The organism is Streptomyces sp. NPDC017993 (assembly GCF_044328065.1).
In the GTDB taxonomy this organism is placed as follows: domain Bacteria; phylum Actinomycetota; class Actinomycetes; order Streptomycetales; family Streptomycetaceae; genus Streptomyces.
Map to the genome: position 1 here is coordinate 385,688 of NZ_JBIRGO010000005.1, position 25,173 is coordinate 410,860.

The window sequence follows — 25,173 nt, forward strand, 5'->3', positions numbered from 1 at the left end:
CATGTCAAGGCTCTTGGCGGAACCTGACGTTCCCGGGGCGGACACCCGAGCGGTATGCACGGTTTCCCCCGGGGGTATACGCCCATTCCCGGCGGGGGAACAGCCGCGACGAGTAGCCCAGAACGTGTTCTCTTGGGGCGTATCTCGTGGATAAAGTGCTGAGCGTATGGCGCCGATGGCGCAGAGCTGTGCCGATCCGCGGTCCCGGGGCCCCCGGAGGCCGGAAGGAGTGGGGGAGCGACGTGCCGACCGCGATTGCAGTCACCAGCCCTGACCTCGCGCTGACCGCCATCGACCGGCAGACCCCGGCCGCCGTCGTCCTCCAAGGACCCCAACTCCAGCCGCTGGATGACGCCCTGACGGAGACCAGCGCCGTGCTGGAGCACCACGGTCACCTCATCGCTCTCTACTCCTCGGCCTGCCCGCCGGAACACATCCGCCGTCTGCACACCCTGCGTGCCGTCCTGGAGAGCGACCGGATCGCCATCCTGCCGCTGCCCCTGCCGCCGCTGGGCGTGGCCGTACTCGCCCGTCAGCTGCGGCAGTTGTCCCTCTCCGACCTCAGCCCCGGAGTTCTGGCCTGCGCGGCACGGCTGTTGTCCCACTACGTCCACGCCGGCGCCCTGCTGGGGAGCGTCGGCGGCCTGGACCGCGTCGAGGTGGACCTCCGCTCACACATGAAGTCCTGGCTGCCGGGCTCCCACTTCGCGGTGCTCGCCCACCCCGAGCCGCAACTGCTGCACGTCGACCGGCACAGCACCGAGGCGGGACTGCCCGCACCGGCCTACCCCACCCGGCTCACCGTCGCCCGGGGCCAGCTCGCCGCGGAGTGGGTGGGCGGGGTGCTCGCCCCCGCCTGGCAGGTGCAGGGCGTCCACGAGGACCGGCTGCCCGCCGAGTCCGCGCGCTGGTGGGGCACCCAAAAGCTGATCGAATTCGCCGCGGCCATCCCCGACCTGTCGGTCCTCTACCAACTGGTGGCGTCCGTACGCCGCGAGCCCTGCCGATGGTGCGGTCTGGAACTGATCGGCGACCGCTGCGCGTTCTGCTCGGCACCGCTGAGGGGCGACGGGTCCGCGGGCGGGGCGCGGCAGCGGAGCGCCGGGGGCCCGGCGGCCATAACGGGCCCGGCGGCGGGCACTTCCGCCGCGCCCCCTTCCGCCACACCGTCCTCTTGCGCCGCACCGCCCCCGTCGGCAGTGGCGCCGCCTTCCGCCGTACCGCCCGCTCCGGAGCCCCCGGCCGCCACACCTCCCTCCCCGCTGCGGCAGCGCGGCCTGTCACCCGTAGCGCCCGCCGGGGTGCCGGGCGGGCGCGGAGTGGGCGGCGAGCCCGGACGGCTGGACGTACGGGGGCCGGCGGTGACGGGTGGCCCGTATCAGCCGGGCTCCGGCGTGCCCTACGCCACCGGAGCCCCCGGTTTCGCCACCGGCCCCGGCGCGCCCGGCGGTCCGGGTTTCCCCGAGGGCCCGGACCCCGCCGTGAGCCCCCGGACGGTGGCCCGCGTGCGCTGACCCCCGCCGGGCCGCCGCCCGCCCATCCGACCGGCCATCCGGTCCCGTGACGTCCGCCGACCGACCCCGCCGTCCCTGCCGCCCGTCCCGATCGAGGTCCCTTCCCCATGAACTCTCGCCAGCGCCGCGGAGTGATCCTGCTACTCGTGTCGGTCCTCTGTGCGATCGGCGCGTTTCTCGGCGTGCTGTCGGTGATCAAGGACGTGGAGTCCAAGGTCGGGCCCGAGACGACGGCGTACCGGCTGAAGTCGGACGTCGCGGCCTATAAACCGCTGGATCCGGGGCAGTTCGAGAAGGTGAGCATGCCGAAGCGGTGGCTGCCGTCCACCGCCGTGACCGACCTCGACCAGGTCAGCGGCAAGATAGCGGTGACCCCGCTGAGGAAGGGATCGCTGCTTCAGGACGACATGGTCGTCGAGCGCCCGGCGCTGAAGGCCGGGCAGCAGGAGATCGCCATCATGATCGACGCGGCCACCGGTGTGGCCGGAAAGATCAACCCCGGTGCGCGGGTGAACATCTACGCCACCTTCGAGGGCAAGCGCCCCGAGGACAAGCCGGTCTCCAAGGTCATCGTCGCCGGCGCCCAGGTCATCGACGTCGGCAAGCTGACGCCCCTGGAGGCCACCGACCCGGGCGCGACCTCCGGCACCCGCCAGGCCGGCGAGGCCGTCCCGATCACCTTCGCCCTGGACACCCGGGACGCCCAACGCGTCGCGTACGCCGAGTCCTTCGCCTCCCACGTACGCCTCGCGCTCCTCGCACCCGACAGCGAGGCCACCATCCCACCCGGCGAGCGCACCTACACCCTCGACGGCGACAAGTGACCCGGAGGCACAGGTGACCATCCGTATCCTCCCGGCGGTCGGCGACCCCGACGCCGCGCGAGCCGTGACCGCTCTGCTCGGCCGGCTGCCGGACGCCGAGCCCCTTCCCACCGTCGGCGACTCCACCGCCCTGCTCGCCGCGCTGGCCGGCGCGGCGCCCGCGGGCCCGCCGCAGCCCGCCGGATCCCCGGCCGCCGTCGAGGGGCTTCCCGAAGTCGTCCTCGTCCACGAACGGACCGGGCCGGTACCGGCCCTGGAGCTGATCCGCGAGGTGGCCCTGCGCTTCCCGTCCGTCGGCGTCGTCCTGATCACCACCGACGCCGGCCCGGCCCTCTTCTCCGCGGCGATGGACGCCGGTGCCCGCGGCATCGTCGGACTGCCGCTCTCCTACGAGGAGTTGGCGGGCCGGGTGCAGGCCGCCGCCCAGTGGTCGGCGGGCGTACGGGTGCACCTCGGGAGCAGCCAGGAGGCGCCCGCCGGGCCGAGCGGCACGCTGGTGACCGTGACCGGCGCCAAGGGCGGCGTCGGCACCACCGTCACCGCCGTCCAACTGGCGCTGGCCGCGCGTGCCGCGGGCCGCAGCGTCGCGCTGGTGGACATGGACCTCCAGTCCGGCGATGTCGCCTCCTATCTGGATGTCCAGTTCCGCCGGTCCGTCGTCGACCTGGCGGGCATCGAGGACATCTCCGTGCGGGTCCTCCAGGACGCGGTGCACGACCACCACACCGGGCTGGGGCTGCTCCTCGCCCCGGAGGAGGGCGAACGCGGCGAGGAGGTCGACGACCGGGCCGCCCGCCAGATCGTCACGGCGCTGCGCTCCCGCTATGAAGTGGTGGTCGTCGACTGCGGCGCCCAGATGCAGTCCGCCAGCGCCGCGGCGGTCGAACTCGCCGATGTGGCGCTGCTGGTGACCACACCGGACGTGGTGTCCGTACGGGCCGCGAAACGGCAGGTGCGGCTGTGGGACCGGCTCCAGATCCGCAAGGCGGAGGACACCACGACCGTCGTCAACCGCCTCACCCGCAATACCGAGATCCAGCCGCCGCTGGTCGCCAGGGCCACCGGCACCCAGGTGGCCAGGACCGCCGTCCCGGCCGCCTTCAAGGAGCTACAGCCCTGCGTCGACGCGGGCCGGATGCAGGACCTCGACAGCCGGTCCACGGTCAAGCAGGCGCTGTGGGCGCTCGCCGGCGAGCTGGGCCTGGTCGAGTCGCCTGCGGTGCGGCAGGGGCGCGGCAGCCACCGGGCGCGGACGTCGCTGACCGGGCGCGGCAAGCGCAAGGCCATAACGGCGGGGGCGCCGGCGGGGGCGCAGCCGGCCGGCGGCGCCGTCCCGGGGCCGGCGGCCGGGCCCCGTGCGCGGTTCGGCGCGCGGCGCGGCCCGTCGGCGGCCCGGAGCGCCGGGCCGTTCGACCCGGCCGGTCCGTACGAGGAGGGCTGAGCGGTGCGGCGCCCGCTGGGCGGCAGCGACCGGGGACAGGTGTCGGTGGAGTTCCTCGGGATGCTCCCGCTGATCGCGGTGGTGCTGGCGCTGCTCTGGCAGTTCGTGCTCGTCGGTTACACCTACTCGCTCGCCGCCAACTCCGCCGACCGCGGTGCGCGCGCCGCGACCGCCACCGAGACCGGCGGCGCCGGCGCCTGCCGCGCCGCCGCCGAGGACGATCTGCCCTCCTCCTGGCGCAGCGGCGCCGCGACCGCCTGCCACACCGAGGCCGGGCTGTGGAAGGCGACGGTCCGTATCAAGGTCCCGGTGCTGTTCCCCGGTGCGGCCGACTTCCCCTGGACGGTCACCGGCACGGCCGGCGCGGTGAAGGAGAGCGGACGATGAGGGCGGTGCCGACAGGCAGGCGGGCGGACGGCGTGCGGCGTCCCGCGGGCGCCGGACGCGGGACCGCGCGGCTTCGCGGGCGCGGGCGGGACCGCGGCCAGGTGTCCATCGAGTTCCTCGGCTTCCTGCCGATCCTGCTCGCCGTCGCCCTGGGCGTCATCCAGCTCGGCCTGGGCGCGTACACCGTCCAGCAGGCCGGTACGGCCGCACGCGCTGCCGCCCGCACGGCGTCCCTGGACGAGGCCGACCGCGAGGCCACTCCGCAGGCCGCCGGCCGGGCCGCGATGAGCGGCTGGCTCGGCGACGGCACGACGATCTCGGTCGGCGGCTCCGGCGGTGCGGTGCGCGCCACCGCGACCGTGCAGATCCCGTCCCTCGTCCCCGGCGTCGACTTCGGCTCCGCCAGCCGCAGCGCCACCATGCCCCGCCCCGCCGCACCCCGCGCTCTGGGACCGCTCCCCGGCGCCGGGCCGGCGCCCGTGATCCGTGATGAAGGAGCAGCCCCGCGATGAGTCTGAAAGCCCGGATCGTCGCACCCGAAGCGCCTTCGGAGGCCCGCCAGGACAGTCATCTGGTCGCCGTCTACCGCGCCAAGCTGCTCGAAGAGATCGACCTGGCCGAGATGTCCTCGCTGGCCGCAGCCGAACGCCGCTCCCGGCTGGAGCGCGTACTGGGCCACATCATCAGCCGCGAGGGCCCGGTGCTGTCCACCGCGGAGCGCTCCCAGCTGATCCGCCGGGTGGTCGACGAGGCGCTCGGTCTCGGCGTGCTCGAACCGCTCCTGGAGGACGCCTCGATCACCGAGATCATGGTCAACGGACCCGACCAGGTGTACGTCGAGCGGGCCGGCCGGGTCGAGCTGCTGCCCGTCCGCTTCGCCTCGCACGAGCAGCTGATGCAGACCATCGAGCGGATCGTCTCGACCGTCAACCGGCGGGTCGACGAGTCCAATCCGATGGTCGACGCGCGGCTGCCCTCCGGCGAGCGCGTCAACGTCATCATCCCGCCGCTCGCGCTGAACGGCGCCACCCTCACCATCCGCCGCTTCCCCCGCGCCTACACCCTCGCCGAACTCATCGGCATGGGCACGCTCGACGAGCAGATGCTGATGCTGCTCGCCGGGCTGGTGCGGGCCAAGTTCAACATCGTCGTCTCCGGCGCCACCGGCGCGGGCAAGACGACCCTGCTCAACGCGCTCTCCGGCCTGATCCCCGACGGCGAGCGCATCATCACCGTCGAGGACGCCGCCGAACTCCAGCTCCAGCAGAGCCACGTCATCAGGTTGGAGTCGCGGCCGCCCAACGTGGAGGGCAAGGGCCGCATCACCATCCGCGATCTGGTGCGCAACTCCCTGCGCATGCGCCCCGATCGCATCATCGTCGGCGAGGTGCGCGGCGGCGAGACACTCGACATGCTCCAGGCGATGTCGACCGGACACGACGGCTCGCTCGCCACCGTCCACGCCAACAGCGCCGAGGACGCCCTGATGCGCTTGCAGACGCTGGCCTCCATGTCGGACGTCAAGATCCCGTTCGAGGCGCTGCGGGACCAGATCAACAGCGCCGTCGACTGCATCGTGCAGCTCGGCCGGCACGCCGACGGCTCCCGCCGGATCACCGAGGTCGCCCTCCTGGACTCCCGCGGCCACGAGGACTACCGGATCGCCACGGTCTGCCGCTTCGACGCCGAGCCGATGGGCGCCGACCGCACCGTGCACGGCCGGTTCCGCTACTACCCGTTGCCGCGGCGGGTCGCCGAACGCCTCTTCATGGCGAGCGAACCCACCCCGCCCGCCTTCGGCGTCGCCACCAGCGGCGACCAGCTCAACACCCGGAGGGCCACCTCATGACCGGCCTGAACGACCCGGCCCTGCTCACCGTCGGGGCCACCCTGCTGTGCGTGGTCCTCGCGATCGCCGGAGTGCGGACCTACGCGGCCGGGCGCGCCCAGCGGCAGGCGGTCGTCGACCGTCTCGCCGACGAGCGCCGGCTCCCGCAGACCGGGCGGCGGCGCCGCTTCCCGTCCGTGGACCGCGTCCTGCGCGATACCCGCTTCGGCCGCCGCCTCGCGCTGCGGCTGGCCGCCACCGGTCTGGACATCACCCCCGGTGAGTTCTTCGTCGCCATGCTCGGCACGGTCGTCGCGCTCTGGCTGATCGCGCAGGCCACCCTCGCCGCGTTCTTCGGCCCGATCGCCGCGCTCACCGCCGTGTGGGCCGCGTTCGCGTTCCTCAACTGGCAGCGCCAGAAGCGGATCGAGAAGTTCATCAACCAGCTCCCCGAGCTGTCCCGGATCCTCGCCAACGCCACTCAGGCGGGGCTGGCCCTGCGCACCGCGCTGGGCATGGCGGCCGAGGAGCTGGAGGCCCCGGCCGGCGAGGAACTGGCCAAGGTCTCCGCCAAGCTCGCCGTCGGCCACTCCATCGACGAGGCCCTCGGCGAACTCACCGAACGGCTGCCCTCGCGCGAACTCGTCGTCCTGGTCACGACCTTGGTGCTCTCGCACCGCGCCGGCGGCACCGTCGTCGGCTCCCTGCGCAACCTCACCACCACCCTGGAGGAGCGCAAGGAGACCCGTCGCGAGGTCCGCACGCAGCTCTCCCAGGTCGTCGTCACGGCCTACGTCGTCCCGCTGCTCGGCATCGGCACGCTGCTGCTGATGAACCGCATCGCACCGGGCGCCATCGACCGGATGACGTCCTCCTTCCTCGGGCAGTTCGCGGTGATCGCGGCGTTCGCCCTCTACGCGCTCGGCTTCTTCTTCATCCGCCGCTTCTCCAAGATCGACATCTAGGTATCGGGTATCGCCATGGGAATCGGAATACTGCTGGCCGCCGCCTTCGCCCTGTCGGTCGTCGGCATCTGCTGCGGTATCGCCCTCTACCGCCGCGAGGCCAGGCTCCCGCCCGACCTCGCACTGGCCCTGGAGGTCGGCTCCACCAGGACCACGGCCGTCGGCTCCGCGCTGGACCGCACGGGCATGCGCTACGCGCCGCTCGTGCTGCGGCTGATGGGCGACAAGCGCGTCGCCCGGGTCCGGCGCCGCATCGACCTGGCGGGCAACCCCGGTGGCCTGACCGTCGACCGCTACGCCGCCCGCCGCGCCGTCTACGGAGCCCTCGGCTTCGTCGGCGCGCTGGTGATGTTCCTGCGCGGTCAGCCGCTTCTCGGCGTTCTGATGGTGCTCTTCGGCCTCTTCTGGACCGAGGTCGGCATCTGGGCCGCCATCCGCCAGCGCAAGGACACCATCGAGCGCACCCTTCCGGACTTCCTGGACGTGCTCGCCGTCGTCGTCAGCGCGGGCCTGAGCTTCCGTCAGGCACTGGACCGGGTCGCGGAGAAGTACGAGGGCCCCTGGGCCGACGAACTGCGCATCACCCTCCGCCAGATGGACATGGGCGTCAGCCGTCGCGAGGCATTCGAAGAACTACGCAAACGCAACGACTCCGAACAGGTCGCCCAATTCGTCACGGCCCTTCAGCAGGGCGAGGAGCTGGGCTCGCCGATCGTCGACACCCTCATCCAGATCGCCAACGACATGCGGCGCACCGACGCCCAGAACGCCCGTCGACGGGCCGCCCGGGCGGTCCCCAAGGCCACGATGATCATCACCACCTTCATGGTCCCGGCCACGATGATCCTGCTGATCGCCGGCTTCTTCCTGGGTTCCGGCACCAACTTCGGTTCCCTGATGGGCGACTGACCGATGGCCGCGCCCGTGCCCGCCACGGCCCGGCGCCGTGGACGCGATGTGCATCCGCAAGTCGGGTCCCCTCTCGCGCCACCCGCGCCTGCGGCCTCCGCGGCCGCCCCGGCATGCGCGCACCTCGGCGTGCGGCCACCGCTCCCCGACCCCGCGGCCGCCCGGCCGCCCCGCCCCTCCGGGGGCCGTCACGGCCCGAGCCCGGCACCCGTCCGCCACCGCGGCGCACCACCCGGCCGGATGACACCGATGTACCCACAGCTTCTCGCCAACGCCTTCGCAGGAGCAACGAGTTGTGCCACAGTGGGTCCCCTGGCGGCTCCCCTCGCACCGTGGTGCAGGCGGGCCGGCCGGTCCGCCAAGGCGCCGGAGCGCCGGATGGTCCCGGAGGGGGGACGGGGGTGGTCGAGGTGCGACTGAGTGGCCAAAACGCGCCATTGTGGCTCCCGCACGCCTTCCTGAACGAGGACGGGGTTCGGAATCCCTGTTCCGGGAACCCTGTTCCGGCGTACTTTCTTCGTGTCAAGAGCGCGCCCAAGCGCGCCGACACCACGGGGACAGACCGGCCGGACCAGAGCGGGACGGCCGCCCATGGAGGGGAAGACGATGGCGAAGCGGGTTTTGGGGAACGACCGGGGACAGACCTCGATCGAGTACCTGGGGATCATCGCGGTGGTCGTGGCGATCGTCCTGGTCCTGTCGACCACGGACTTCGGCAGTCAGATCGCGAACGCCATCGCGAACAAGATCTCCGACGTCGTCGGCATCTAGCTGCCGCCACGGCCGTGACGGCCCACATCGCGCGCCGCCGACGGCGTGACGCAGGGCAGGCCTTTCCGCTCTACATCGTGGCGGTGGGGGGCCTGCTCTTTCTCGCGCTCGCGTTCTTCGCCGTCGGCCAGGCCGCGGCCACCCGCAACGGGGCGCAGACCGCCGCCGACGCGGCCGCGCTCGCCGCCGGACAGAAGTACCGCGATCAGCTGAGCACCGCCCTTCTCGACGCGATCCGCGCCGGGGGTGGCGACGATGACGCGTCGGCCTGGGAAGACCTGGTGAACGGCCGCGGCGTCCCCTCCGCGGCGGCCTGCGCCGCCGCGGACTGGTTCGCCGGCCAGAACGACGCGGCCGTCTCCACCTGCACCCCGGACTCCTGGCCCACGTCGTTCGCGGTGACGGTCAAGACCCGCAACACCGTCGGGGATTCGGTCATCCCGGGGACCGAGAACAGGCATGCGTCGGCAAAGGCGCAATCCGTCGTCGGGCCCCGCTGCACCATCGACACACCGCCGTCGGACGACGGCGGGCCCACCGGCGGCACGGCCGGAAAGGACGGCGCCGGCGGCGAGGGCGGCAAGGGGGGTGAGGGCGACACGGAGGACGAGGGCGGCGAGGGCAAGGGCGACAAGCCGCCGCCGGTCACGCTCCTCTGCGACGGCAGGAGCTGGACGCTCGACCCGGACAAGCCACAGGATCTCCCCGACGCCTCCGACCTGTTCTCCGTACGTCTCGCCCGCTGACCGGCTCCACCTCGTTCCCCGGTCGCACCGAACCGCCCGACCGGACCGTCCGACCGCCCGACCGAACCGAGCAATCGACGATCAAAGGAATCGATCCATGAGCATTCGGCGCACCACGAAGGCCGTCAGGGGAGCGGTCGCCATGGCGAGCGCTGTCGGCCTGGCTCTCGTCGTGGCCGGCTGCGGTGGCGACGGCGGCGGGTCGCAGGCGACGGACGACAAGAAGCCGGCCGCCCACAGCTCCGGGCCGAAGGAGAGCGGTCCCGGCGCGCCCGCGGCCGACTCCGACAAGGTGATCGGCGAGATGAAGGGGCCGGACGGCGTGGTCGTCACCCTCCACTCCGTCGTCCGTGACTCGGGCGGCTTCGTGACGGTCAACGGCACGGTGACCAACCGCGGCACCCGCGCCTTCAACGCCATCGACTGGCGCTCCAACGAGACGGAGATGCGCTCCCGTTCCTCCATCTCGGGGGCCACGCTCGTGGACAAGGCAGGCAAGAAGAGGTACTTGGTGCTGCGCGACACCAACGGCGAATGCCTGTGCACCACCGGGCTCAGCGGTCTGCTGCCGGGCTCCAGCCGCCCGGTCTTCGCGCAGTTCCCCGCACCGCCCGCCAAGGTGACCGAAGTCGACTTCCAGCTGCCGACGATGCCGCCGGCCAGCGTGCAGATCACGGACTGAGCGGGCCGATGACCCCGACCCGGACCCCGCGTGCGCCCCGCGCCACCCGTACGGCCGTGACGGCCGCCCTCGCGCTGCTGCTGACCGCGGCGCTGACAGTGCCGACGGCCCAGGCCGACCCGCCCGGCGTGACCGAGGATTCCCACCCTCCGGTGCGGATCGACGCCCACGACCCCGACCTCAAGATGGTCCAGGGTGCCGAGCTGGCGCCCTCCAAGGTGCTCAACATCAAGTCGATCGTCGAGACGGACGACGGCTCCGAGCGCCGGCAGGACACCAACGACAATGTGACCTTCGCGCTGCAGGCGGAGGTCCTCTTCGGCAAGGACAGCGCGAAGCTGACGCCGGAGGCGCTCTCCCGTATCGGCACCATCGCCACGGAGATCGAGAAGCAGAACGCCACCGGCTTGCGGGTGTTCGGGTTCACCGACAATCTCGGCTCCGCCGGGCACGGCCTGGTGCTCTCCAAGGACCGCGCCAACGCCGTCCAGCGGGAGCTGGCCAAGAAGCTCGATTCCTCGGTCACCTTCCAGATCCGGGGCTACGGCGAGCAGTACCCGATCGCCGACAACACCACGGAAGCCGGCCGTAAGAAGAATCGGCGTGTCGAGGTGAGCTTCCCGCGCGACGGGTCGTGAGCGGCCGCAGTGCGGGGGCCGCCCTGGGGCCAGCCCCCGGGGCCGCGGCGCCGGTTGCCGACCGGAAAGGGTGAACGGCGGGCCACCGCGCGGCGAAGTAGAGGAAGTTAACCCGGCAGATAGTACATATGGGGATAAGTGCCCTGTGAGGACATCTGCCCTAAGGTCACTTACGCACCGCACGCACGCGATCAGCTGGAAGTGCATCGCGCGGCCCCACCTGCCTGCTCCTGCCCTGGGAGACAGGGGCTCGCGGCAGGGAGACGAGCCACCAGCTGATTCCGCGTGCCGGCGGCGCGGGCGCCCGCGGCCCATGGGAACGCCCGTACGGTCAGCGCGGGTTGGCGGGGGTCACCGAAAGGCGCAGTCCCGGGCGCAGGCCCCAGCGTGCCATCGCCCCCGCCTCCGCCTCCAGGACGTGCCGCGCCCGCGGCCGGGGCAGTCCCAGCCGCCCCGGCGGCATGGTGTGTACGGCCAGCACGGTGAAATCCCGCTTCAGATACGCGATATCGAGCGCGAACCGCATCCGGAAGGTGTGGACGCCGCTCGCCGGCGTCAGCAGCAGTGCCCCCTCGATGCCGTCGCGGCCCAGCAGTCCACGGCTGCGGGCGCGATAGGACGCCGCGATCTCCACCGGAATGTCGGTGTCCGCGCCGTGCAGGATTCCCGGGCCGTTCTCCCAACGCGCCATGGGCGACGTTCTATCAGCTCCCCGTTCTAGGGTCGACGCGTGTCAGTGATGCTGATGGTTCTCGCCGCCGCCTACGGGGCCGCGGCCGGGCTGCTCATACCGCGACCGGCCCACCGGCTGAGCGTCGAGCCCGAGGAGGAGTGGCGGGCGACCTGTCCGGAAGGGCACGCGATCACCGGGAGGGCGCGAGGCTGGGTGGGGCGGGGGCACTGCCCGCACTGCGGGACCTACGGGCCGGGCGTGCTGCCGACGGCCACGGTCACCGCGCTGGTCTGCGCGGCCCTGGCGGCGGCCACCGGACCGCGGCCCGAGCTGGCCGCCTGGCTGCTGGCCGCGCCGGTCGCGGTGCTGCTGGTGGCCGTCGACTGGCGGGTGCGACGCCTCCCCGACGAGCTGACCCTGCCGCTCGCCGCCGCGGTCGCGGGGGCCCTGGGGCTGGTCGGATGGCTGACGGGGGAGACCGGATCGTGGCGTCGGGCCCTGCTCGGCGGGCTGGTCCTCGGGGGGTTCTACCTGCTGCTGTTCGTCGTCAGACCGGCCGGAATGGGCCTGGGGGACGTCAAGCTGGCTGTCGGGCTCGGGGTCGCCCTCGGGTGGTACGGCTGGCGGACCGTCGTCACGGGCGGTGCGGCGGGGATCCTGATCGGGGCCCTCTACGGCGCAGGGCTGCTGCTGTTCCGGCGCGACGGCCGGCAGGCCGCCATGCCCCTCGGGCCGTTCATGATCGCCGGCGCCTTCTGCGGCCTGCTGCTGGGCGCGTCCGCGGCCACCTGATCCGGCGGGCGCGGCCGCTCCGTACGAGACCGGTACGGGCTCCGCACCGCTCGGCGAGAGACCGGCACGGGCCCCGGGGAGTGCCGATTGCCCCACGATTGCCCCACCCCGCTGAGCCGGAGCCACGCCGCGATTCCCGGGGTGCACGGAGCACTCCTCCAGCGGGGTTATGGTGGGATCCCCCCCTCGGGCCGGTCCGTATCCCCCCCCACGGACCGGCCCGTTTTTTGTGCCCGAGGCCCGGGACCGGCGGATGGGCGCGCGCCCGGTGGCCGGTGCCCGGACCCCGGCGCCCGGCCGCGGTCAGCCCCGTCGGGCCCAGATGTTCACGCCGTCCGTGGTCTTGGCGAACTCATCGATCTCGACCAGCTCCTCCGGCGTGATCTTGGGCGCGTCGAGGGCCGCGATATTGGCCTCCAGCTGCGCCACGCTGCTCGCACCGATCAGCGCGGAGGTCATCCGCTCGTCACGCAGCACCCAGCCCAGGGCCAGCTGCGCCAGCGACTGGCCGCGGCGGGCGGCGATGTCGTGCAGGCCGCGGAGCCGGCGTACGACGTCGTCGGAGAGCAGACCAGGGTCCAGGGACTTGCCCTGCGAGGCGCGGGAGCCCTCGGGGACGCCGTGCAGGTACTTGTCCGTCAGTAGGCCCTGCGCCAGTGGGGCGAAGGAAATGCAGCCCATCCCCTCGGCCTCGAGCGTGTCCAGCAGCCCGTCGTCCTCGGTCCAACGGTTGATCATCGAGTACGAGGGCTGGTGGATGAGGGGCCTGACACCCATACCGCGCAGGATCCGGGCGGCCTCGCGGGTCTGCTCGGCGTTGTAGGACGAGACACCGGCGTACAGCGCCTTGCCCTGCTGGACCGCGGACGCCAGGGCGCCCATGGTCTCCTCCAGCGGAGTGTCCGGGTCGAAGCGGTGCGAGTAGAAGATATCGACGTAATCGACACCCATCCGCTTCAGTGACGCATCCAACGACGAGAGGAGATATTTCCGCGAACCCCATTCGCCGTACGGACCGGCGTGCATCCGATATCCGGCCTTCGTCGAGAGAATGATCTCGTCACGGTAGGGACGGAAGTCCTGCGCGAAGATCTTGCCGAAGTTCAGCTCGGCGGAACCGGGGGGCGGACCGTAGTTGTTGGCCAGGTCGAAGTGGGTGATGCCCAGGTCGAAGGCACGGCGCAGGATGGCGCGCTGGGAGCTCAGGGTGCGATCGTCCCCGAAGTTGTGCCAGAGTCCAAGGGAGATAGCGGGGAGTTTGAGGCCGCTGTGGCCCGTGCGCCGGTACTCCATGGAGTCATAGCGCGAATCCACGGCGCGGTAGTCAGATGTGCCAGTCATGCTCATCTCCCTATCACGTACTTGTGACACACCTGATTGGGCTGTCGATACACCCGAGAAGTAAAGTTGCCCACTTGAGGCGACGGGGCGACCGCCATCGGCACGGAGGGGCTGGACCACACATGCTGCGATCTTCCGGGGTGCGCATCCCGTATCCGCCTGCACTGCGCAATCTGGTCTACCGGCTGTACGCGCGCCGGGTGGAGGGCCGCCTGGACCACACCCAGGTGCCCAAGCACATCGGCGTCATCCTGGACGGCAACCGCCGCTGGGCGCGGGCCGACGGACGCACGACCGAGCAGGGCCACCAAGCGGGCGCGGCCAAGATCAGTGAGCTGCTGGGCTGGTGTGAGGAAACCGACGTCGAGGTCGTCACGCTGTGGATGCTCTCCACGGACAACCTCGACCGGCCCGAGAACGAGCTGACCCCGCTGCTGGGCATCATTGAGAACACCGTGCGCGACCTGGCCGCCGGCGGCCGCTGGCGGGTGCACCACGTCGGCAACCGCGATCTGCTCCCCTCCCGTACGCAGCAGGTGCTCAAGGAAGCCGAGCAGGAGACCGTCGACAACAGCGGCATCCTGGTGAACGTCGCGGTCGGCTACGGCGGCCGGCAGGAGATCGCGGACGCGGTGCGCTCGCTGCTGCTGGAACACGCCGAGCGCGGCACCTCCTTCGAGGAGCTGGCCGAGATCGTCGACGTCGAACACATCTCCGAGCACCTCTACACGCGCGGCCAGCCGGACCCGGACCTGGTGATCCGTACGAGCGGCGAGCAGCGGCTGTCGGGCTTCATGCTCTGGCAGAGCGCCCATTCGGAGTACTACTTCTGCGAGGTCTTCTGGCCGGCGTTCCGGAAGGTCGACTTCCTGCGGGCCTTGCGCGACTACGCCGCCCGCCACCGCCGTTACGGCTTCTAGCCGCACGGGCCCCGGAGAGTCCTCCGGGGCCCGTTCTTGTTCGGGGCCGCCGTTAGCCCAAACGGCCCCCGCGTCACCCTTCGCGGCACATCCGTCCCTCCCGCCTCTCCGCCGCTCAGCGATCGCGTGTCACCAAAGGTTCACCGGCCGGGCGTCATATGCCGTGGCATGGGTGAGGGGCTGACAGGGCATATCCCTTCCAGGTCGGCGTCCGGAACCAGACATCGGGCGTCGCATCTCAGCGGGCGGCATGGGGCCGTCCGCCCGGGAGGCCCTTTGCACATCACGGACGCTCGTGCGCACCGCACGGACGACGCGGAGGGCCGGCGTTCGGCCCGCGCATCGTGGCCAGAACCCGGTCCTGTCCCCCGCGACGCCGTCGCACCCCGACCTCATCCGAGGGGGTTCGTCCACCCGTGGTGAACAGCAAAAAGCGCCGTGACAACGGCCGGCGCACTTACGTCGTCGACACCAGCGTCCTGCTGGCGGATCCAGGCGCCATGTCCCGCTTCGACGAGCACGAAGTCGTGCTGCCGGTCGTCGTGGTCACGGAGTTGGAGGCGAAGAGGCACCATCCCGAGCTCGGCTATTTCGCGCGGCAGGCGCTCCGCCTGCTGGATGGGTACCGGGTGCAATTCGGCCGACTCGATGCGCCCATCCCCATCGGGGAGCTCGGCGGCACTCTCAGGGTCGAGCTGAACCACTCAGATCCGGGCATCCTGCCCGCCGGCTTCCGGCTCGGCGACAACGACTCGCGCATCCTGGCGGTGGCGCGCAATCTCCAGGCCGAGGGGTACGACGTCACGGTCGTCTCCAAGGACCTGCCGCTGCGCATCAAGGCCTCCTCGGTCGGCCTGCTGGCCGAGGAGTACCGCGCCGAGCTGGCGATCACCGACTCCGGCTGGACGGGGATGGCCGAGCTGACCGTCCCCGCCGAGCAGGTGGACGATCTGTTCGCCGCCGAATCCGCGTATCTGCCGGACGCGGCCGAACTTCCGGTGCACACCGGACTCGTGCTGCAGTCCGAGCGCGGCAAGGCGCTCGGCCGGGTCACCGCGGAGGGAGCGGTCCGGCTGGTGCGGGGCGATCGGGAGGCGTTCGGCATCCACGGCCGCAGCGCCGAGCAGCGGATCGCGCTGGATCTGCTGCTCGACCCGGAGGTCGGGATCGTCTCGATGGGCGGCCGGGCCGGTACGGGCAAGTCGGCGCTGGCGCTGTGCGCGGGTCTGGAGGCCGTGCTGGAGCGTCAGCAGCACCGCAAGGTGATGGTCTTCCGGCCGCTGTACGCCGTGGGCGGTCAGGAGCTGGGCTATCTGCCGGGCAGCGAGGCGGAGAAGATGAGCCCCTGGGCTCAGGCCGTCTTCGACACGCTGTCCGCGGTGACCAGCAAGGACGTCATCGAAGAGGTGGTGGGGCGCGGCATGTTGGAGGTGCTGCCGCTCACCCACATCCGCGGGCGGTCGCTGCATGACGCGTTCGTCATCGTCGACGAGGCCCAGTCGCTGGAGCGCAACGTCCTTTTGACTGTTCTGTCCCGTATCGGCGCCAACTCCCGGGTCGTATTGACCCATGACGTCGCACAACGGGACAATCTCCGGGTGGGCAGGTATGACGGTGTGGTCGCGGTGGTCGAGAAGCTGAAGGGCCATCCGCTGTTCGCACACGTCACCCTCAACCGCTCGGAGCGGTCGCCGATCGCGGCACTGGTGACCGAAATGCTGGAGGACGGCAGGATCTGACCGTTTGTGAACCATGGCGCCGCCCGGAGAAGCGAAGGAGCTTAGCCGGGCGGCGTTCTGTCGCGCGGGGATATCCGAAAATCCCCAGGTGTAAACGAGGTGTGAGCTTTCACACGCAACGGAGAATTGATTCGCGGCATCTCGTTCGGGCAGAGTCTGGGTCCTGTCAGGCCCCGCATGCGACACAGCGGCCTCCCTCGGGGGAGGTAAGCACCATCCGAACTTCATAGCGAGTCGTCGTATGCCGCCCGAAGCACCACGCGGACCCCCGAGGGGGACGTACCGGGCCAGTGCCTCCCGTGACCAGTCGGCCGCTACCGCTCAACAGCGGCCGGAACAAGGGGAGACCAGCGCCAGGGGCACGATTGCGCCCGCGAGGTCACCTATGCGGGCGATGCTGGAAGGAAAACGTGTGAGCCGGATCTCGGTCCGGGGATTCGCCGTGGCCTCCGCCACCGCGGTCACCACCGTCGGCGCCGTAGTCGGCGTCGCTGCAGGCAGCGACCAGGGCTCGGTCGGCAACACCGAGGCCACCGCGGCCGACGCGACGATCGCCGACATCCCCGCGGGCCAGCAGGCCCAGGTGCAGACGGCGTCCCTGACGCAGCAGGCGGACGAGCAGTCCACCCAGGCCGATGCGGCCTCCCTCAAGTCCGCGCAGGAGTCGGCACGCAAGGCCGCCGCACAGACCGCGCAGGAGAAGAAGGAAGCTGCCGAGAAGGCAAAGGCGGAGAAGGCCGCCAAGGAGCGCGAGGAGAAGCTGGCAGCGTCCCGCTCGTCCGCGCGCGACGCCGCTGACTTCACGGTCAAGGGCTCTTACACCGTCGCCGAGACTCAGGCCATCGCGCGCCAGATGATCCCCGGCGAGCAGTTCCAGTGCTTCAGCAACATCGTGGACCACGAGTCGAGCTGGAACTACCAGGCCAGCAACGCGTCCTCCGGCGCGTACGGACTCGTGCAGGCCCTGCCCGGCTCGAAGATGTCGTCGGCCGGCTCGGACTGGCAGACCAACCCGGCCACGCAGATAAAGTGGGGCCTGAACTACATGAACGACCGCTACGGCAGCCCCTGCGGTGCCTGGTCGTTCTGGCAGGCCAACAACTGGTACTAGGCCCTCCGGGAGCCGTACCGGCAGCATCACAGCGCTTCCGAAACCCCCGACCGCGCGAGCGTCGGGGGTTTCGTGCGTCCGTGCCGGGTAACGTCGTGCCGTCAGTGATGGGGGACGGGAGGGGAAGAGGAAGCGACATGTCCAGATTGCCTCAGTGGATCGGCGAGCTCGGCGCCGGTCTGACGCGGCTGTCGCAGCGGCTGGAGGACCAGCGCCGCCGCGCGGAAGCAGCGGCGGTGGCCGCTGACTCCGACGACTCCGACGAGCTGACGAGCGCCGCGTACACGGACGTCCACGGCGGCGCCGGAGACTCCGGGGCGCCGGGCGGCGCGCGACCGGTGGCCAATGGGTCCCCGGCACCGGGCGGCGCGGCAGGACCGCGCCCCGCCCGCAAGCAGCTGCCGGACGCCGTGGACGGTGTGCCGCACCCCGGCACGGAGGACGCGGCACCGACCGCCGCCCGCACGCCGGACTCGGTGCCCGCGCCGCCGGCGTACGCACCGGCTGTGGCGCCCCGCCCGGACCCGGTGGACGCGGTGCCGTGGGGGGTGCGGGTCTCCGCCGAGGTGGGCTGGCGTCTGCTGGTCCTGGCCGGGACCCTGTGGGTGCTCGCACGCGTCATCACCACGATCGAACTGGTCGTCCTGGCCTTCATCGCGGCGCTGCTGATCACCGCTCTGCTCCAGCCGACGGTGGGGTGGCTGCGCAACCGCGGACTGGCGCGGGGGCTGGCGACCGCGCTCACCTTCATCGGCGGGTTCGTCGTGATGGGGTTGGTCGGATGGTTCGTGGTGTGGCAGGTCCAGGACAACATCGACTCGGTGTCCAGCCGTATCCAGGAGGGCATCACCGAGCTCAAGGGCTGGCTGCTGAAGAGCCCGTTCCATGTGACCGAGGGTCAGATCAACCACATCGCGAAGAACCTGCAGGACGCGGTCGGCGCGAACACCGAGGCGATCACCTCGGCGGGCCTGGAGGGCGTCACCGTCGTCCTTGAGGTCCTCACGGGCATCCTGCTCGCGATGTTCACCACCCTCTTCCTGCTCTACGACGGCCGCCGGATCTGGACCTGGCTGCTCAAGCTGGTCCCGGGCGTGGCACGGGCGGGCATGGCGGGCGCGGGGCCGCGGGCCTGGCGCACGCTGACCGCCTATGTGCGCGGCACGGTGGTGGTCGCGCTGATCGACGCCATCTTCATCGGCATCGGGCTGTGGTTCCTCGATGTGCCGCTGGCCGTACCGCTCGCCGTCTTCATCTTCCTGTTCGCCTTCATCCCGCTGGTCGGCGCGGTGGTCTCGGGCGCGCTGGCATGTGTGGTCGCGCTGGTCACCCAGGGCGTGTTCACGGCCCTGATGGTGCTGGCGGTCGTCCTGGCCGTGCAGCAGATCGAGGGGCACATCCTGCAGCCCTTCATCCTGGGCCGGGCGGTCCGGGTCCATCCCCTCGCGGTGATCCTGTCGGTCGCCGCGGGCGGTCTGATCGCGGGGATCGGCGGCGCGGTCGTCGCGGTCCCGCTGGTGGCGGTCACCAATGCCGTCGTCGGCTATCTGCGCTCCTACTCCAGGGAGCAGGCGCTGCGGATGACACCGCCGCCGCGCGGGGCGACCGCGATCGGCGTGGCGCCGACGGCGACGCCCGTCCGGGTGCCGGTCGAACAGCCGCAGGAGTAGCCACGGGGCCACCGGGTGCCGCGCGGCTCGCAGTACCCGGGGGCGCCCCGGCCCCCCCCCGCAGACCCAACTGACGCACAGAACCCCGCAGACGAGTCGTCTGCGGGGTTCTGTGGTGTGTGTGAGGTGCGGCGGCAGCGCCGCTTTCACTCACCGCATGCGGTGGTGCGTCACTCGGCGAGCGCGGCCTCGGCGTCGAGGGTGGCGCCGACGGCCTGCAGGACGGAGGCGATCTTGACGGCCTCCTGGATCGTCTCGCGGTCCACACCGGCCTTGCGGAGCACCTGCTCGTGCGAGTCCAGGCACTGGCCGCAGCCGTTGATGGCGGAGACGGCCAGCGACCACAGCTCGAAGTCGACCTTCTCGACACCGGGGTTGCCGATGACGTTCATCCGCAGGCCGGCGCGCAGCGTGCCGTACTCCGGGTCCGACAGCAGGTGCCGGGTCCGGTAGAACACGTTGTTCATCGCCATGATGGCGGCGGCCGACTTGGCGGCGGTGTACGCCTCGGCGGAGAGGTTGGCCTTGGCCTCCGGCTCCAGCTCGCGCAGGACCTTCGGTGAGCGCGAGGCGATCGCGCAGGCCAGGACCGTGCCCCACAGCTGCTGCTGCGGAAGGTCGCTGTTGCCGATGACCGAGCCGAGGTTCAGCTTCAGGTCCTTGGCGTAGTCCGGTACGGCGGACTTGAGTTCGTCGAGAGCCATGTCAGCTCAGCCTCCTGTTCGTTTCTACGCTGTTCACTCGCCCGAGAGGAGCGCGACCGGGTCGAGGGTCTCGTCGCCCTTGGACCAGTTGCAGGGGCACAGCTCGTCGGTCTGCAGGGCGTCGAGGACCCGCAGGACCTCCTTGGGGTTACGGCCGACGGAGCCGGCGGTCACCATGGTGAACTGGATCTCGTTGTTCTGGTCGACGATGAAGACGGCGCGCTGCGCGAAGCCGTCCTCGCCCTCGATGCCCAGGTCGCGCATCAGCTCGTGCTTGGAGTCGGCGAGCATCGGGAAGGGCAGGTCGGTCAGGTCCGGGTGGTCCTTGCGCCAGGCGTGGTGCACGAACTCGGAGTCACCGGAGAAGCCGAGGATCTGGGCGTCGCGGTCGGCGAAGTCCTCGTTCAGCTTGCCGAACGCGGCGATCTCCGTCGGGCACACGAAGGTGAAGTCCTTGGGCCACGCGAAGACGATCTTCCACTTGCCTTCGTAGGTCTTGTGGTTGATCTGCTCGAATTCGTTGCCGGTCTCCAGCGAGACGCAGGCGGTCAGATCGAACTCAGGGAACTTGTCACCGACAGTGAGCACGCGCTCTCCTTGTGGGGGAGTAACAGCCCATGCAGAATCCCTTATTGGGGATTCGGGGGCTTTCCTTGGGGCTTGGACGGGTTACACAGTGCCACAGGCGCTATTGATCAGGGAAATAGCCACATCGTGATGCGTTGATCGGGTCCGGCTATCAGTGGCGTCCGTCACGCGCCTGCCATACGCCCGTCACCTGGGGGACAACCGTCGGCATTGATCAGAGGGCCGACTAGACTGGTCAATGTTGATCGGAGGTGGTTATCAGTGGCTTCACCCGCGAGCCAGGCCGGCAGGCCCCGCCAGCCCAGCCTGTCCCAGCTGCGGGCGTTCGCCGCGGTGGCCGAATATCTGCACTTCCGCGAGGCGGCGGCCGAGATCGGTATGAGCCAGCCCGCACTCTCCGGAGCGGTCTCCTCCCTGGAGGAGGCACTCGGGGTGCAGCTCCTGGAGCGTACGACGCGCAAGGTGCTGCTGTCGCCTGCGGGGGAGCGGGTGGCGGCACGCGCCCGTACCGTCCTGGAGGCGGTCGGCGATCTGATGGACGAGGCGGAGGCGGCGCGTGCGCCGTTCACCGGAGTGCTGCGGCTGGGGGTCATCCCGACCGTCGCGCCGTATCTGCTGCCGACCGTCCTGCGGCTGGTCCACGAGACGTATCCAGACCTGGACCTCCAGGTGCACGAGGAGCAGACCGCCTCGCTGCTGGACGGGCTCGCCCACGGGCGGCTCGACCTGCTCCTGCTCGCGGTGCCCCTCGGAGTCCCGCAGGTCACCGAACTGCCGCTGTTCGAAGAGGACTTCGTGCTGGTCGCGCCCAAGGAGCACTGGCTGGGCGGCCGTGGTGACATCCCGCGGCAGGCGCTGAAGGAACTCGACCTGCTGCTCCTTGACGAGGGCCACTGCCTGCGTGACCAGGCGCTGGACATCTGCCGCGAGGCCGGCCGGGACGAAGGTGCCCCGGTGACGACCAGCGCGGCGGGGCTGTCGACGCTGGTCCAGCTGGTGGCAGGCGGGCTGGGCGTGACCCTGCTGCCGCGCACCGCGCTGCGGGTCGAGACCGGTCGCAACGACCAGCTGACGACCGGGTACTTCGCGGACCCGGCACCCGTCCGGCGGATCGCGCTGGCGATGCGCAGCGGCTCGGCGCGGCATCGCGAGTTCGAGGAGTTCGCGGACGCGCTGCGGGTGGCGCTGCGAGGACTGCCGGTCCGGATCGTGAAGGACTAGCGGCCCCCAGTGGTCCCGCCGGGGTGGGGCTACTCCGTGCGCAGACCGTCGGGCCGCATCAGGCGCCACAGCGCAGGCAGGCTCAGTACGGTCACGAAAAGGATCACCCCGGCGCCGATGCCGGTCATCGCCGCCACCACCGGCCAGTCCACCGTCACCGGGTTGTCGATCATCGTCAGCAGCAGTGTCCCCAAGGTGAGCCCGCAGCCGAGCGCGAGGCCGAGGCCGAGCGTGACGGGGAGGGCGGTCTGCCACAGGATCGACCACGCGAGTGTGGCGCGGCGGGTGCCGAACGCGTCCAGGGCGGACAGCAGTCGGCGGCGCTCCTGGAGCTGTTCGACGGTGGAGATGATCAGTCCCGCGCCGATCAGCAGCAGCGTGACGATGGCGGCGGTGAACAGGCCGTCGCGGACGCTGGAGTACTGCGCGTCATGCGGATTGTGGAGGGTGGAGAACTCATTCATCGTCGGGTCGATGCGCGCGGCGGTGTTGCGGATGTGCTCCACCGCGTCCTTCGTTCCCCGGTCGAAGTCGACCTTCAGCTCCATGTCGGGGGAGGGGAGCTTGGCGGTGTCGAGCGCCGACGGGGTGGCCAGGAGGTCGTACGAGAAGAGGCCGGGCCCGTGGCCAGGGGCGAGGAGCCGGGTGGCGCGGGCCGTGCGGGGAACCGTCCAGGGGCGGGGAGTTGTGGGGCCCTCCTGGGACAACGCGGGATGGGAGGACGCAGGGTTGAGGTCGACCGTGGCACCGGGCGCGACGGGGGAGTCCTTCTCCCGGGCGTCGGTGACGAAGGTATCGCCGTCCCGGCAGGAGCCGATCCGGGCCAGCCTGCGCAGCTCGGCGCAGCTGCCGATGGCGACCGTCGCCATCGAGGTGCGGTCCGGGTCCCCGCCCGCGACGGGCAGCCCGCCGATGTTCGCGTCGACGGTGCCGCGGACCGCGGTCACCCCGGGGGTGGCCCGCAGCGCGGTCAGCGCGCGCTCGGTCTGCGGCCAGCTGCTGCCGCCGCCCCACAGGCCGATCTGCGGCAGTTTGCCGGACCGGGCGTACGCCTGGGCGTAGCCGGTCTGCATGCCGGTCATGAGCATGTGGACCGCGATCGCACCGGCCACCGCGACGGTGATCCCGCTGACCGCGCGGGTGGCCGAGCCACTGCTCAACTGAAGCCGCCGGGTGGCGAGTTGCCAGGTCACCGGGCCGCCGTGCAGCCGGCGCACCACCGCGTCGACCAGCCAGGGCAGCAGCGCGGTGACCCCGAGCAGCAGGAGCATCGCACCGGCCGCCAGCCGGACGGTGTTCAGCGGGGTGTCGGTCCACGGCCGGTCCCGGGCGAGCGGGAGCAGCAGCAGGGCGCCCACGGCGGGCAGTGCCACCCGCCACCACAGCCGGCGGCGGACGGCGGGGCGGTCGCGGACCACACCCAGCGGTTCGACGGTGACGCCGCGCTGTGCGAACAGCGTCACCAGGACCGACGCGATCGGCACGAGGAGCACGATCAGCGGCGTGGCCAGCGGTCCGGGGCTCACGTCCGAGGGGAAGACGTTGACGTCCCACAGCGTGATCACGGACGCGAGCTGTCGTGCGCCCAGGAAGAGCAGGGCCCCCGCGGCCAGCCCCAGCAGCGAACCGAACAGCGACTCGCCGGACGCGATCCGGCGGGTGGTGGGGACATCGGCGCCGACCAGCCGGAGCGCGGCCAGTCTGCGCTCGCGGCGTTCGTTGCCGAACCGTACGGAGGTGCCGATGAAGACCACGACGGGCATCATCAGCGCCACACACGACATGATCACCAGCAGCGCGACCGGTGCCCGCAGCGGGGGCGGCTGCCAGCTCTTGCCGAAGTGGTCGATGCGATAGCCGTCGGCTTCGTGGAGGGCAGCGGGCTGTGCGAGGTAGGTCAGTTCCTTCGGTCCGCGCAGGCCCTCGTCGCCGATGTGTCCGGCCACCTCGTAGTGCAGCCGGTCGCGCAGCAGCGCCCCGTCGGGGGAGTCCAACAGCCGGGCGAGGGCGGGCGAGACCAGCATCCGGCCGGGGTCGGGAAGGCGGTCGACGCCGGGCGGCACAGGCGGGTGCGCACCGTCCGGGCGCACCAGCCGGCCGCGGATCTGCGCGCCGTGGAAGGTGGTGTCCGCCGAGGTGTAGAGCATGGTGTCGTCGGCCGGCCGGGGGTCGTGCTCCTGCCCGAGGTTCTCGCGCGCCTGCTCCCTGCCGTGCCAGGACTCCAGCAGGGACGGCACGGACGCGCCCAGCAGCAGGACGCTCACCCCCAGGGCGACGCCCGCGGCGGTCAGGGCCGTACGGATCCAGCCCTCGCGGCCGCCGCCGGCCGCGAACCGCATGCCCATCGCGAGGTCGCGGGCCCAGGTGGCGGGCCCGGTGCGGGGGAGGGTGGTCGGGGCCGGGCGGGCGGCGGGGCCGTCTTCGGTGCCGGCGTGCCCGCGTTCGGTGCCGGGGCGTGAGCGCAGCGGGCTCATCGCAAGGCCGCCGGCATGTCCTTCACCCGGCCGTCGCGGACGACGATCTCGCGGTCGGAGTAGGCGGCGACCCGCGTTTCGTGGGTGACCAGGACGACGGCGGCGTGGGTGTCGCGGGCGGCGTCGGTCAGGAGGGCCATCACCCGCTCGCCGTTGAGGGAGTCCAGGGCGCCGGTCGGCTCGTCCGCGAAGATCACCCGGGGCCGGACGGCCAGGGCGCGGGCGACCGCGACGCGCTGGCTCTGACCGCCGGATATCTCACCGGGCCGCCGGGCCTGCGCGGTGTCGACCTCCAGGCGCTCCAGCCACTCGCGGGCCCGCGCCTCGGCCTCCTTGCGCTTGGTGCCGTTCAGCCGCAGCGGCAGTGCGACGTTCTCCAGACAGGTCAATTCCGGTACCAGTTGGCCGAATTGGAAGACGAAGCCGAAGTCGGTACGGCGCAGGGCGCTGCGCCGGGCGTCGCTCAGGCCGGTGAGGGTGTGCGGGCCGTAGCGGACGGTGCCGGAGTCCGGCGGGACGATCCCGGCGAGGCAGTGCAGCAGCGTGGACTTGCCGGAGCCGGAGGGGCCCATCACGGCGACGACCTCGCCGGGGTGGACGGAGAAATCCGCGCCGGCCAATGCGGCGGTGGCGCCGTAGGACTTGTGCAGGTCTTCCGCCGAGAGCAGGGATCCCTCCGGCGTCATGCGCGCACCGTCTCCGCCAGCCGGTCCAGTCGGGCGGCGGTCAGCTCCAGCCAGCGCAGATCGGCTTCGAGGTGGAACAGCGCGTGGTCGCAGATCAGCTGGTCGGCGAGGTCGCCGGTGCGCTTGCGCTCGGTCAGCCCGCGCATCAGCCGCAGATGCTCGGCGCGCTGGGTGTCGAGCAGTTCCGCGGCGTCGCGGCCGGTCATCAGGGCCAGCACGATCTTTGTGTAGAGCGTCGACTGGAGGTAGGGCTCGGGCTTCTCGGGGCGGGCGAGCCACTGCGCGACGTCGGTGACGCCGGTGTCGGTGATGGCGTACCGCTTGCGCTCAGGACCCGCCCCGGCCTCCACGGCGTCCACCTCGACCAGGCCGTTCTTCAGCAGCCGGGACATCGTGGAGTAGACCTGACCGTAGTGCAGCGGGCGGTCCTGACCGAAGTGCTCGTCGAAGGCCCGCTTGAGGTCGTAGCCGTGGCGGGGACCGGACTCCAGGAGGCCGAGCAGCGTATGACCGATTGACATGCCGACCACCATACGCGGCGAGTGTAGC

The 25,173-nt window shown here is 71.5% G+C and carries 25 protein-coding genes; 18 read left to right on the plus strand and 7 right to left on the minus strand.

What is annotated here, in order from left to right:
- Window positions 1-242 precede the first annotated feature (242 nt).
- The 12 genes from ACH4FH_RS11310 to ACH4FH_RS11365 all read left to right on the plus strand — a co-directional run bounded on the left by ACH4FH_RS11310 (window position 243) and on the right by ACH4FH_RS11365 (window position 10,705).
- On the plus strand, window positions 243-1,514 hold the full coding sequence (locus ACH4FH_RS11310) for a hypothetical protein (protein ID WP_398555521.1): 1,272 nt from the start codon (window positions 243-245) through the stop codon (window positions 1,512-1,514).
- 107 nt (window positions 1,515-1,621) lie between these two features.
- Complete coding sequence (gene cpaB, locus ACH4FH_RS11315; protein WP_398555522.1) at window positions 1,622-2,338, plus strand: Flp pilus assembly protein CpaB; 717 nt, start codon at window positions 1,622-1,624, stop codon at window positions 2,336-2,338.
- 13 nt (window positions 2,339-2,351) lie between these two features.
- Window positions 2,352-3,779, plus strand: a complete 1,428-nt coding sequence (locus ACH4FH_RS11320) for a CpaE family protein (protein WP_398555523.1) — start codon at window positions 2,352-2,354, stop codon at window positions 3,777-3,779.
- Window positions 3,780-3,782: 3 nt separating this feature from the next.
- Window positions 3,783-4,166, plus strand: a complete 384-nt coding sequence (locus tag ACH4FH_RS11325) for a TadE family protein (protein WP_398555524.1) — start codon at window positions 3,783-3,785, stop codon at window positions 4,164-4,166.
- A 101-nt stretch (window positions 4,167-4,267) separates the two neighbouring features.
- Window positions 4,268-4,678 (plus strand): TadE/TadG family type IV pilus assembly protein, encoded by a 411-nt coding sequence (locus tag ACH4FH_RS11330; protein WP_398555525.1) that lies wholly within the window; start codon window positions 4,268-4,270, stop codon window positions 4,676-4,678.
- Window positions 4,675-6,015 (plus strand): CpaF family protein, encoded by a 1,341-nt coding sequence (locus tag ACH4FH_RS11335; protein ID WP_398555526.1) that lies wholly within the window; start codon window positions 4,675-4,677, stop codon window positions 6,013-6,015. Before ACH4FH_RS11330 ends, ACH4FH_RS11335 begins: the two co-directional genes overlap by 4 nt.
- On the plus strand, window positions 6,012-6,959 hold the full coding sequence (locus tag ACH4FH_RS11340) for a type II secretion system F family protein (protein WP_398555527.1): 948 nt from the start codon (window positions 6,012-6,014) through the stop codon (window positions 6,957-6,959). The genes ACH4FH_RS11335 and ACH4FH_RS11340 overlap by 4 nt, the downstream gene beginning before the upstream one ends.
- Before the next feature lie 15 nt (window positions 6,960-6,974).
- Window positions 6,975-7,868, plus strand: a complete 894-nt coding sequence (locus ACH4FH_RS11345) for a DUF5936 domain-containing protein (protein ID WP_398555528.1) — start codon at window positions 6,975-6,977, stop codon at window positions 7,866-7,868.
- Window positions 7,869-8,474: 606 nt separating this feature from the next.
- Entirely contained in the window at window positions 8,475-8,639 is a 165-nt protein-coding gene (locus ACH4FH_RS11350; protein ID WP_033266190.1) for a membrane protein, read from the plus strand.
- A gap of 14 nt (window positions 8,640-8,653) precedes the next feature.
- Window positions 8,654-9,385, plus strand: a complete 732-nt coding sequence (locus ACH4FH_RS11355; RefSeq protein ID WP_398555529.1) for a pilus assembly protein TadG-related protein — start codon at window positions 8,654-8,656, stop codon at window positions 9,383-9,385.
- Window positions 9,386-9,482: 97 nt separating this feature from the next.
- Window positions 9,483-10,067: a hypothetical protein gene (locus ACH4FH_RS11360; RefSeq protein WP_398555530.1), complete on the plus strand. Its 585-nt coding sequence runs from the start codon at window positions 9,483-9,485 to the stop codon at window positions 10,065-10,067.
- Between the two features lie 8 nt (window positions 10,068-10,075).
- Window positions 10,076-10,705, plus strand: a complete 630-nt coding sequence (locus tag ACH4FH_RS11365) for an OmpA family protein (RefSeq protein WP_398555531.1) — start codon at window positions 10,076-10,078, stop codon at window positions 10,703-10,705.
- Window positions 10,706-11,036: 331 nt separating this feature from the next.
- On the opposite strand, the gene ACH4FH_RS11370 is transcribed toward ACH4FH_RS11365, so the two are convergent.
- Window positions 11,037-11,396 (minus strand): DUF192 domain-containing protein, encoded by a 360-nt coding sequence (locus tag ACH4FH_RS11370; RefSeq protein ID WP_398555532.1) that lies wholly within the window; start codon window positions 11,394-11,396, stop codon window positions 11,037-11,039.
- A gap of 39 nt (window positions 11,397-11,435) precedes the next feature.
- Between ACH4FH_RS11370 and ACH4FH_RS11375 the strand changes: the two genes are divergently transcribed.
- Window positions 11,436-12,170, plus strand: a complete 735-nt coding sequence (locus ACH4FH_RS11375; RefSeq protein ID WP_398555533.1) for a prepilin peptidase — start codon at window positions 11,436-11,438, stop codon at window positions 12,168-12,170.
- A gap of 303 nt (window positions 12,171-12,473) precedes the next feature.
- Here ACH4FH_RS11375 and mgrA read toward each other — a convergent pair whose 3' ends face one another.
- Window positions 12,474-13,511, minus strand: coding sequence for an L-glyceraldehyde 3-phosphate reductase (gene mgrA, locus ACH4FH_RS11380; RefSeq protein ID WP_398555534.1), 1,038 nt, complete (start codon window positions 13,509-13,511; stop codon window positions 12,474-12,476).
- Window positions 13,512-13,633: 122 nt separating this feature from the next.
- Here mgrA and ACH4FH_RS11385 point away from each other — a divergent pair, with 122 nt between their 5' ends.
- The 4 genes from ACH4FH_RS11385 to ACH4FH_RS11400 all read left to right on the plus strand — a co-directional run bounded on the left by ACH4FH_RS11385 (window position 13,634) and on the right by ACH4FH_RS11400 (window position 18,951).
- Window positions 13,634-14,431: an isoprenyl transferase gene (locus ACH4FH_RS11385; protein WP_398555535.1), complete on the plus strand. Its 798-nt coding sequence runs from the start codon at window positions 13,634-13,636 to the stop codon at window positions 14,429-14,431.
- A 416-nt stretch (window positions 14,432-14,847) separates the two neighbouring features.
- Window positions 14,848-16,170 (plus strand): PhoH family protein, encoded by a 1,323-nt coding sequence (locus ACH4FH_RS11390; RefSeq protein WP_398555536.1) that lies wholly within the window; start codon window positions 14,848-14,850, stop codon window positions 16,168-16,170.
- 412 nt (window positions 16,171-16,582) lie between these two features.
- The gene (locus tag ACH4FH_RS11395; protein WP_398555537.1) at window positions 16,583-17,281 is read left to right on the plus strand and encodes a transglycosylase SLT domain-containing protein; all 699 of its coding nucleotides are present in this window, start codon (window positions 16,583-16,585) and stop codon (window positions 17,279-17,281) included.
- Between the two features lie 137 nt (window positions 17,282-17,418).
- Entirely contained in the window at window positions 17,419-18,951 is a 1,533-nt protein-coding gene (locus ACH4FH_RS11400) for an AI-2E family transporter (protein ID WP_398555538.1), read from the plus strand.
- A 170-nt stretch (window positions 18,952-19,121) separates the two neighbouring features.
- Here the strand turns inward: ACH4FH_RS11400 and ACH4FH_RS11405 are convergent, their stop codons facing one another.
- Together ACH4FH_RS11405 and ACH4FH_RS11410 are read right to left on the minus strand one after the other, a co-directional pair.
- The gene (locus ACH4FH_RS11405) at window positions 19,122-19,655 is read right to left on the minus strand and encodes an alkyl hydroperoxide reductase (RefSeq protein ID WP_398555539.1); all 534 of its coding nucleotides are present in this window, start codon (window positions 19,653-19,655) and stop codon (window positions 19,122-19,124) included.
- Window positions 19,656-19,688: 33 nt separating this feature from the next.
- Entirely contained in the window at window positions 19,689-20,243 is a 555-nt protein-coding gene (locus ACH4FH_RS11410) for a peroxiredoxin (RefSeq protein ID WP_398555540.1), read from the minus strand.
- A gap of 261 nt (window positions 20,244-20,504) precedes the next feature.
- Here ACH4FH_RS11410 and ACH4FH_RS11415 point away from each other — a divergent pair, with 261 nt between their 5' ends.
- Window positions 20,505-21,464: a LysR substrate-binding domain-containing protein gene (locus tag ACH4FH_RS11415; RefSeq protein WP_398555541.1), complete on the plus strand. Its 960-nt coding sequence runs from the start codon at window positions 20,505-20,507 to the stop codon at window positions 21,462-21,464.
- A 29-nt stretch (window positions 21,465-21,493) separates the two neighbouring features.
- Here the strand turns inward: ACH4FH_RS11415 and ACH4FH_RS11420 are convergent, their stop codons facing one another.
- The 3 genes from ACH4FH_RS11420 to ACH4FH_RS11430 are packed head-to-tail and all read right to left on the minus strand — an operon-like array spanning window position 21,494 to window position 25,145.
- Complete coding sequence (locus ACH4FH_RS11420) at window positions 21,494-23,938, minus strand: FtsX-like permease family protein (protein WP_398555542.1); 2,445 nt, start codon at window positions 23,936-23,938, stop codon at window positions 21,494-21,496.
- On the minus strand, window positions 23,935-24,624 hold the full coding sequence (locus tag ACH4FH_RS11425) for an ABC transporter ATP-binding protein (protein WP_398555543.1): 690 nt from the start codon (window positions 24,622-24,624) through the stop codon (window positions 23,935-23,937). Before ACH4FH_RS11425 ends, ACH4FH_RS11420 begins: the two co-directional genes overlap by 4 nt.
- Window positions 24,621-25,145 (minus strand): PadR family transcriptional regulator, encoded by a 525-nt coding sequence (locus ACH4FH_RS11430; protein ID WP_398555544.1) that lies wholly within the window; start codon window positions 25,143-25,145, stop codon window positions 24,621-24,623. Before ACH4FH_RS11430 ends, ACH4FH_RS11425 begins: the two co-directional genes overlap by 4 nt.
- Window positions 25,146-25,173 lie beyond the last annotated feature (28 nt).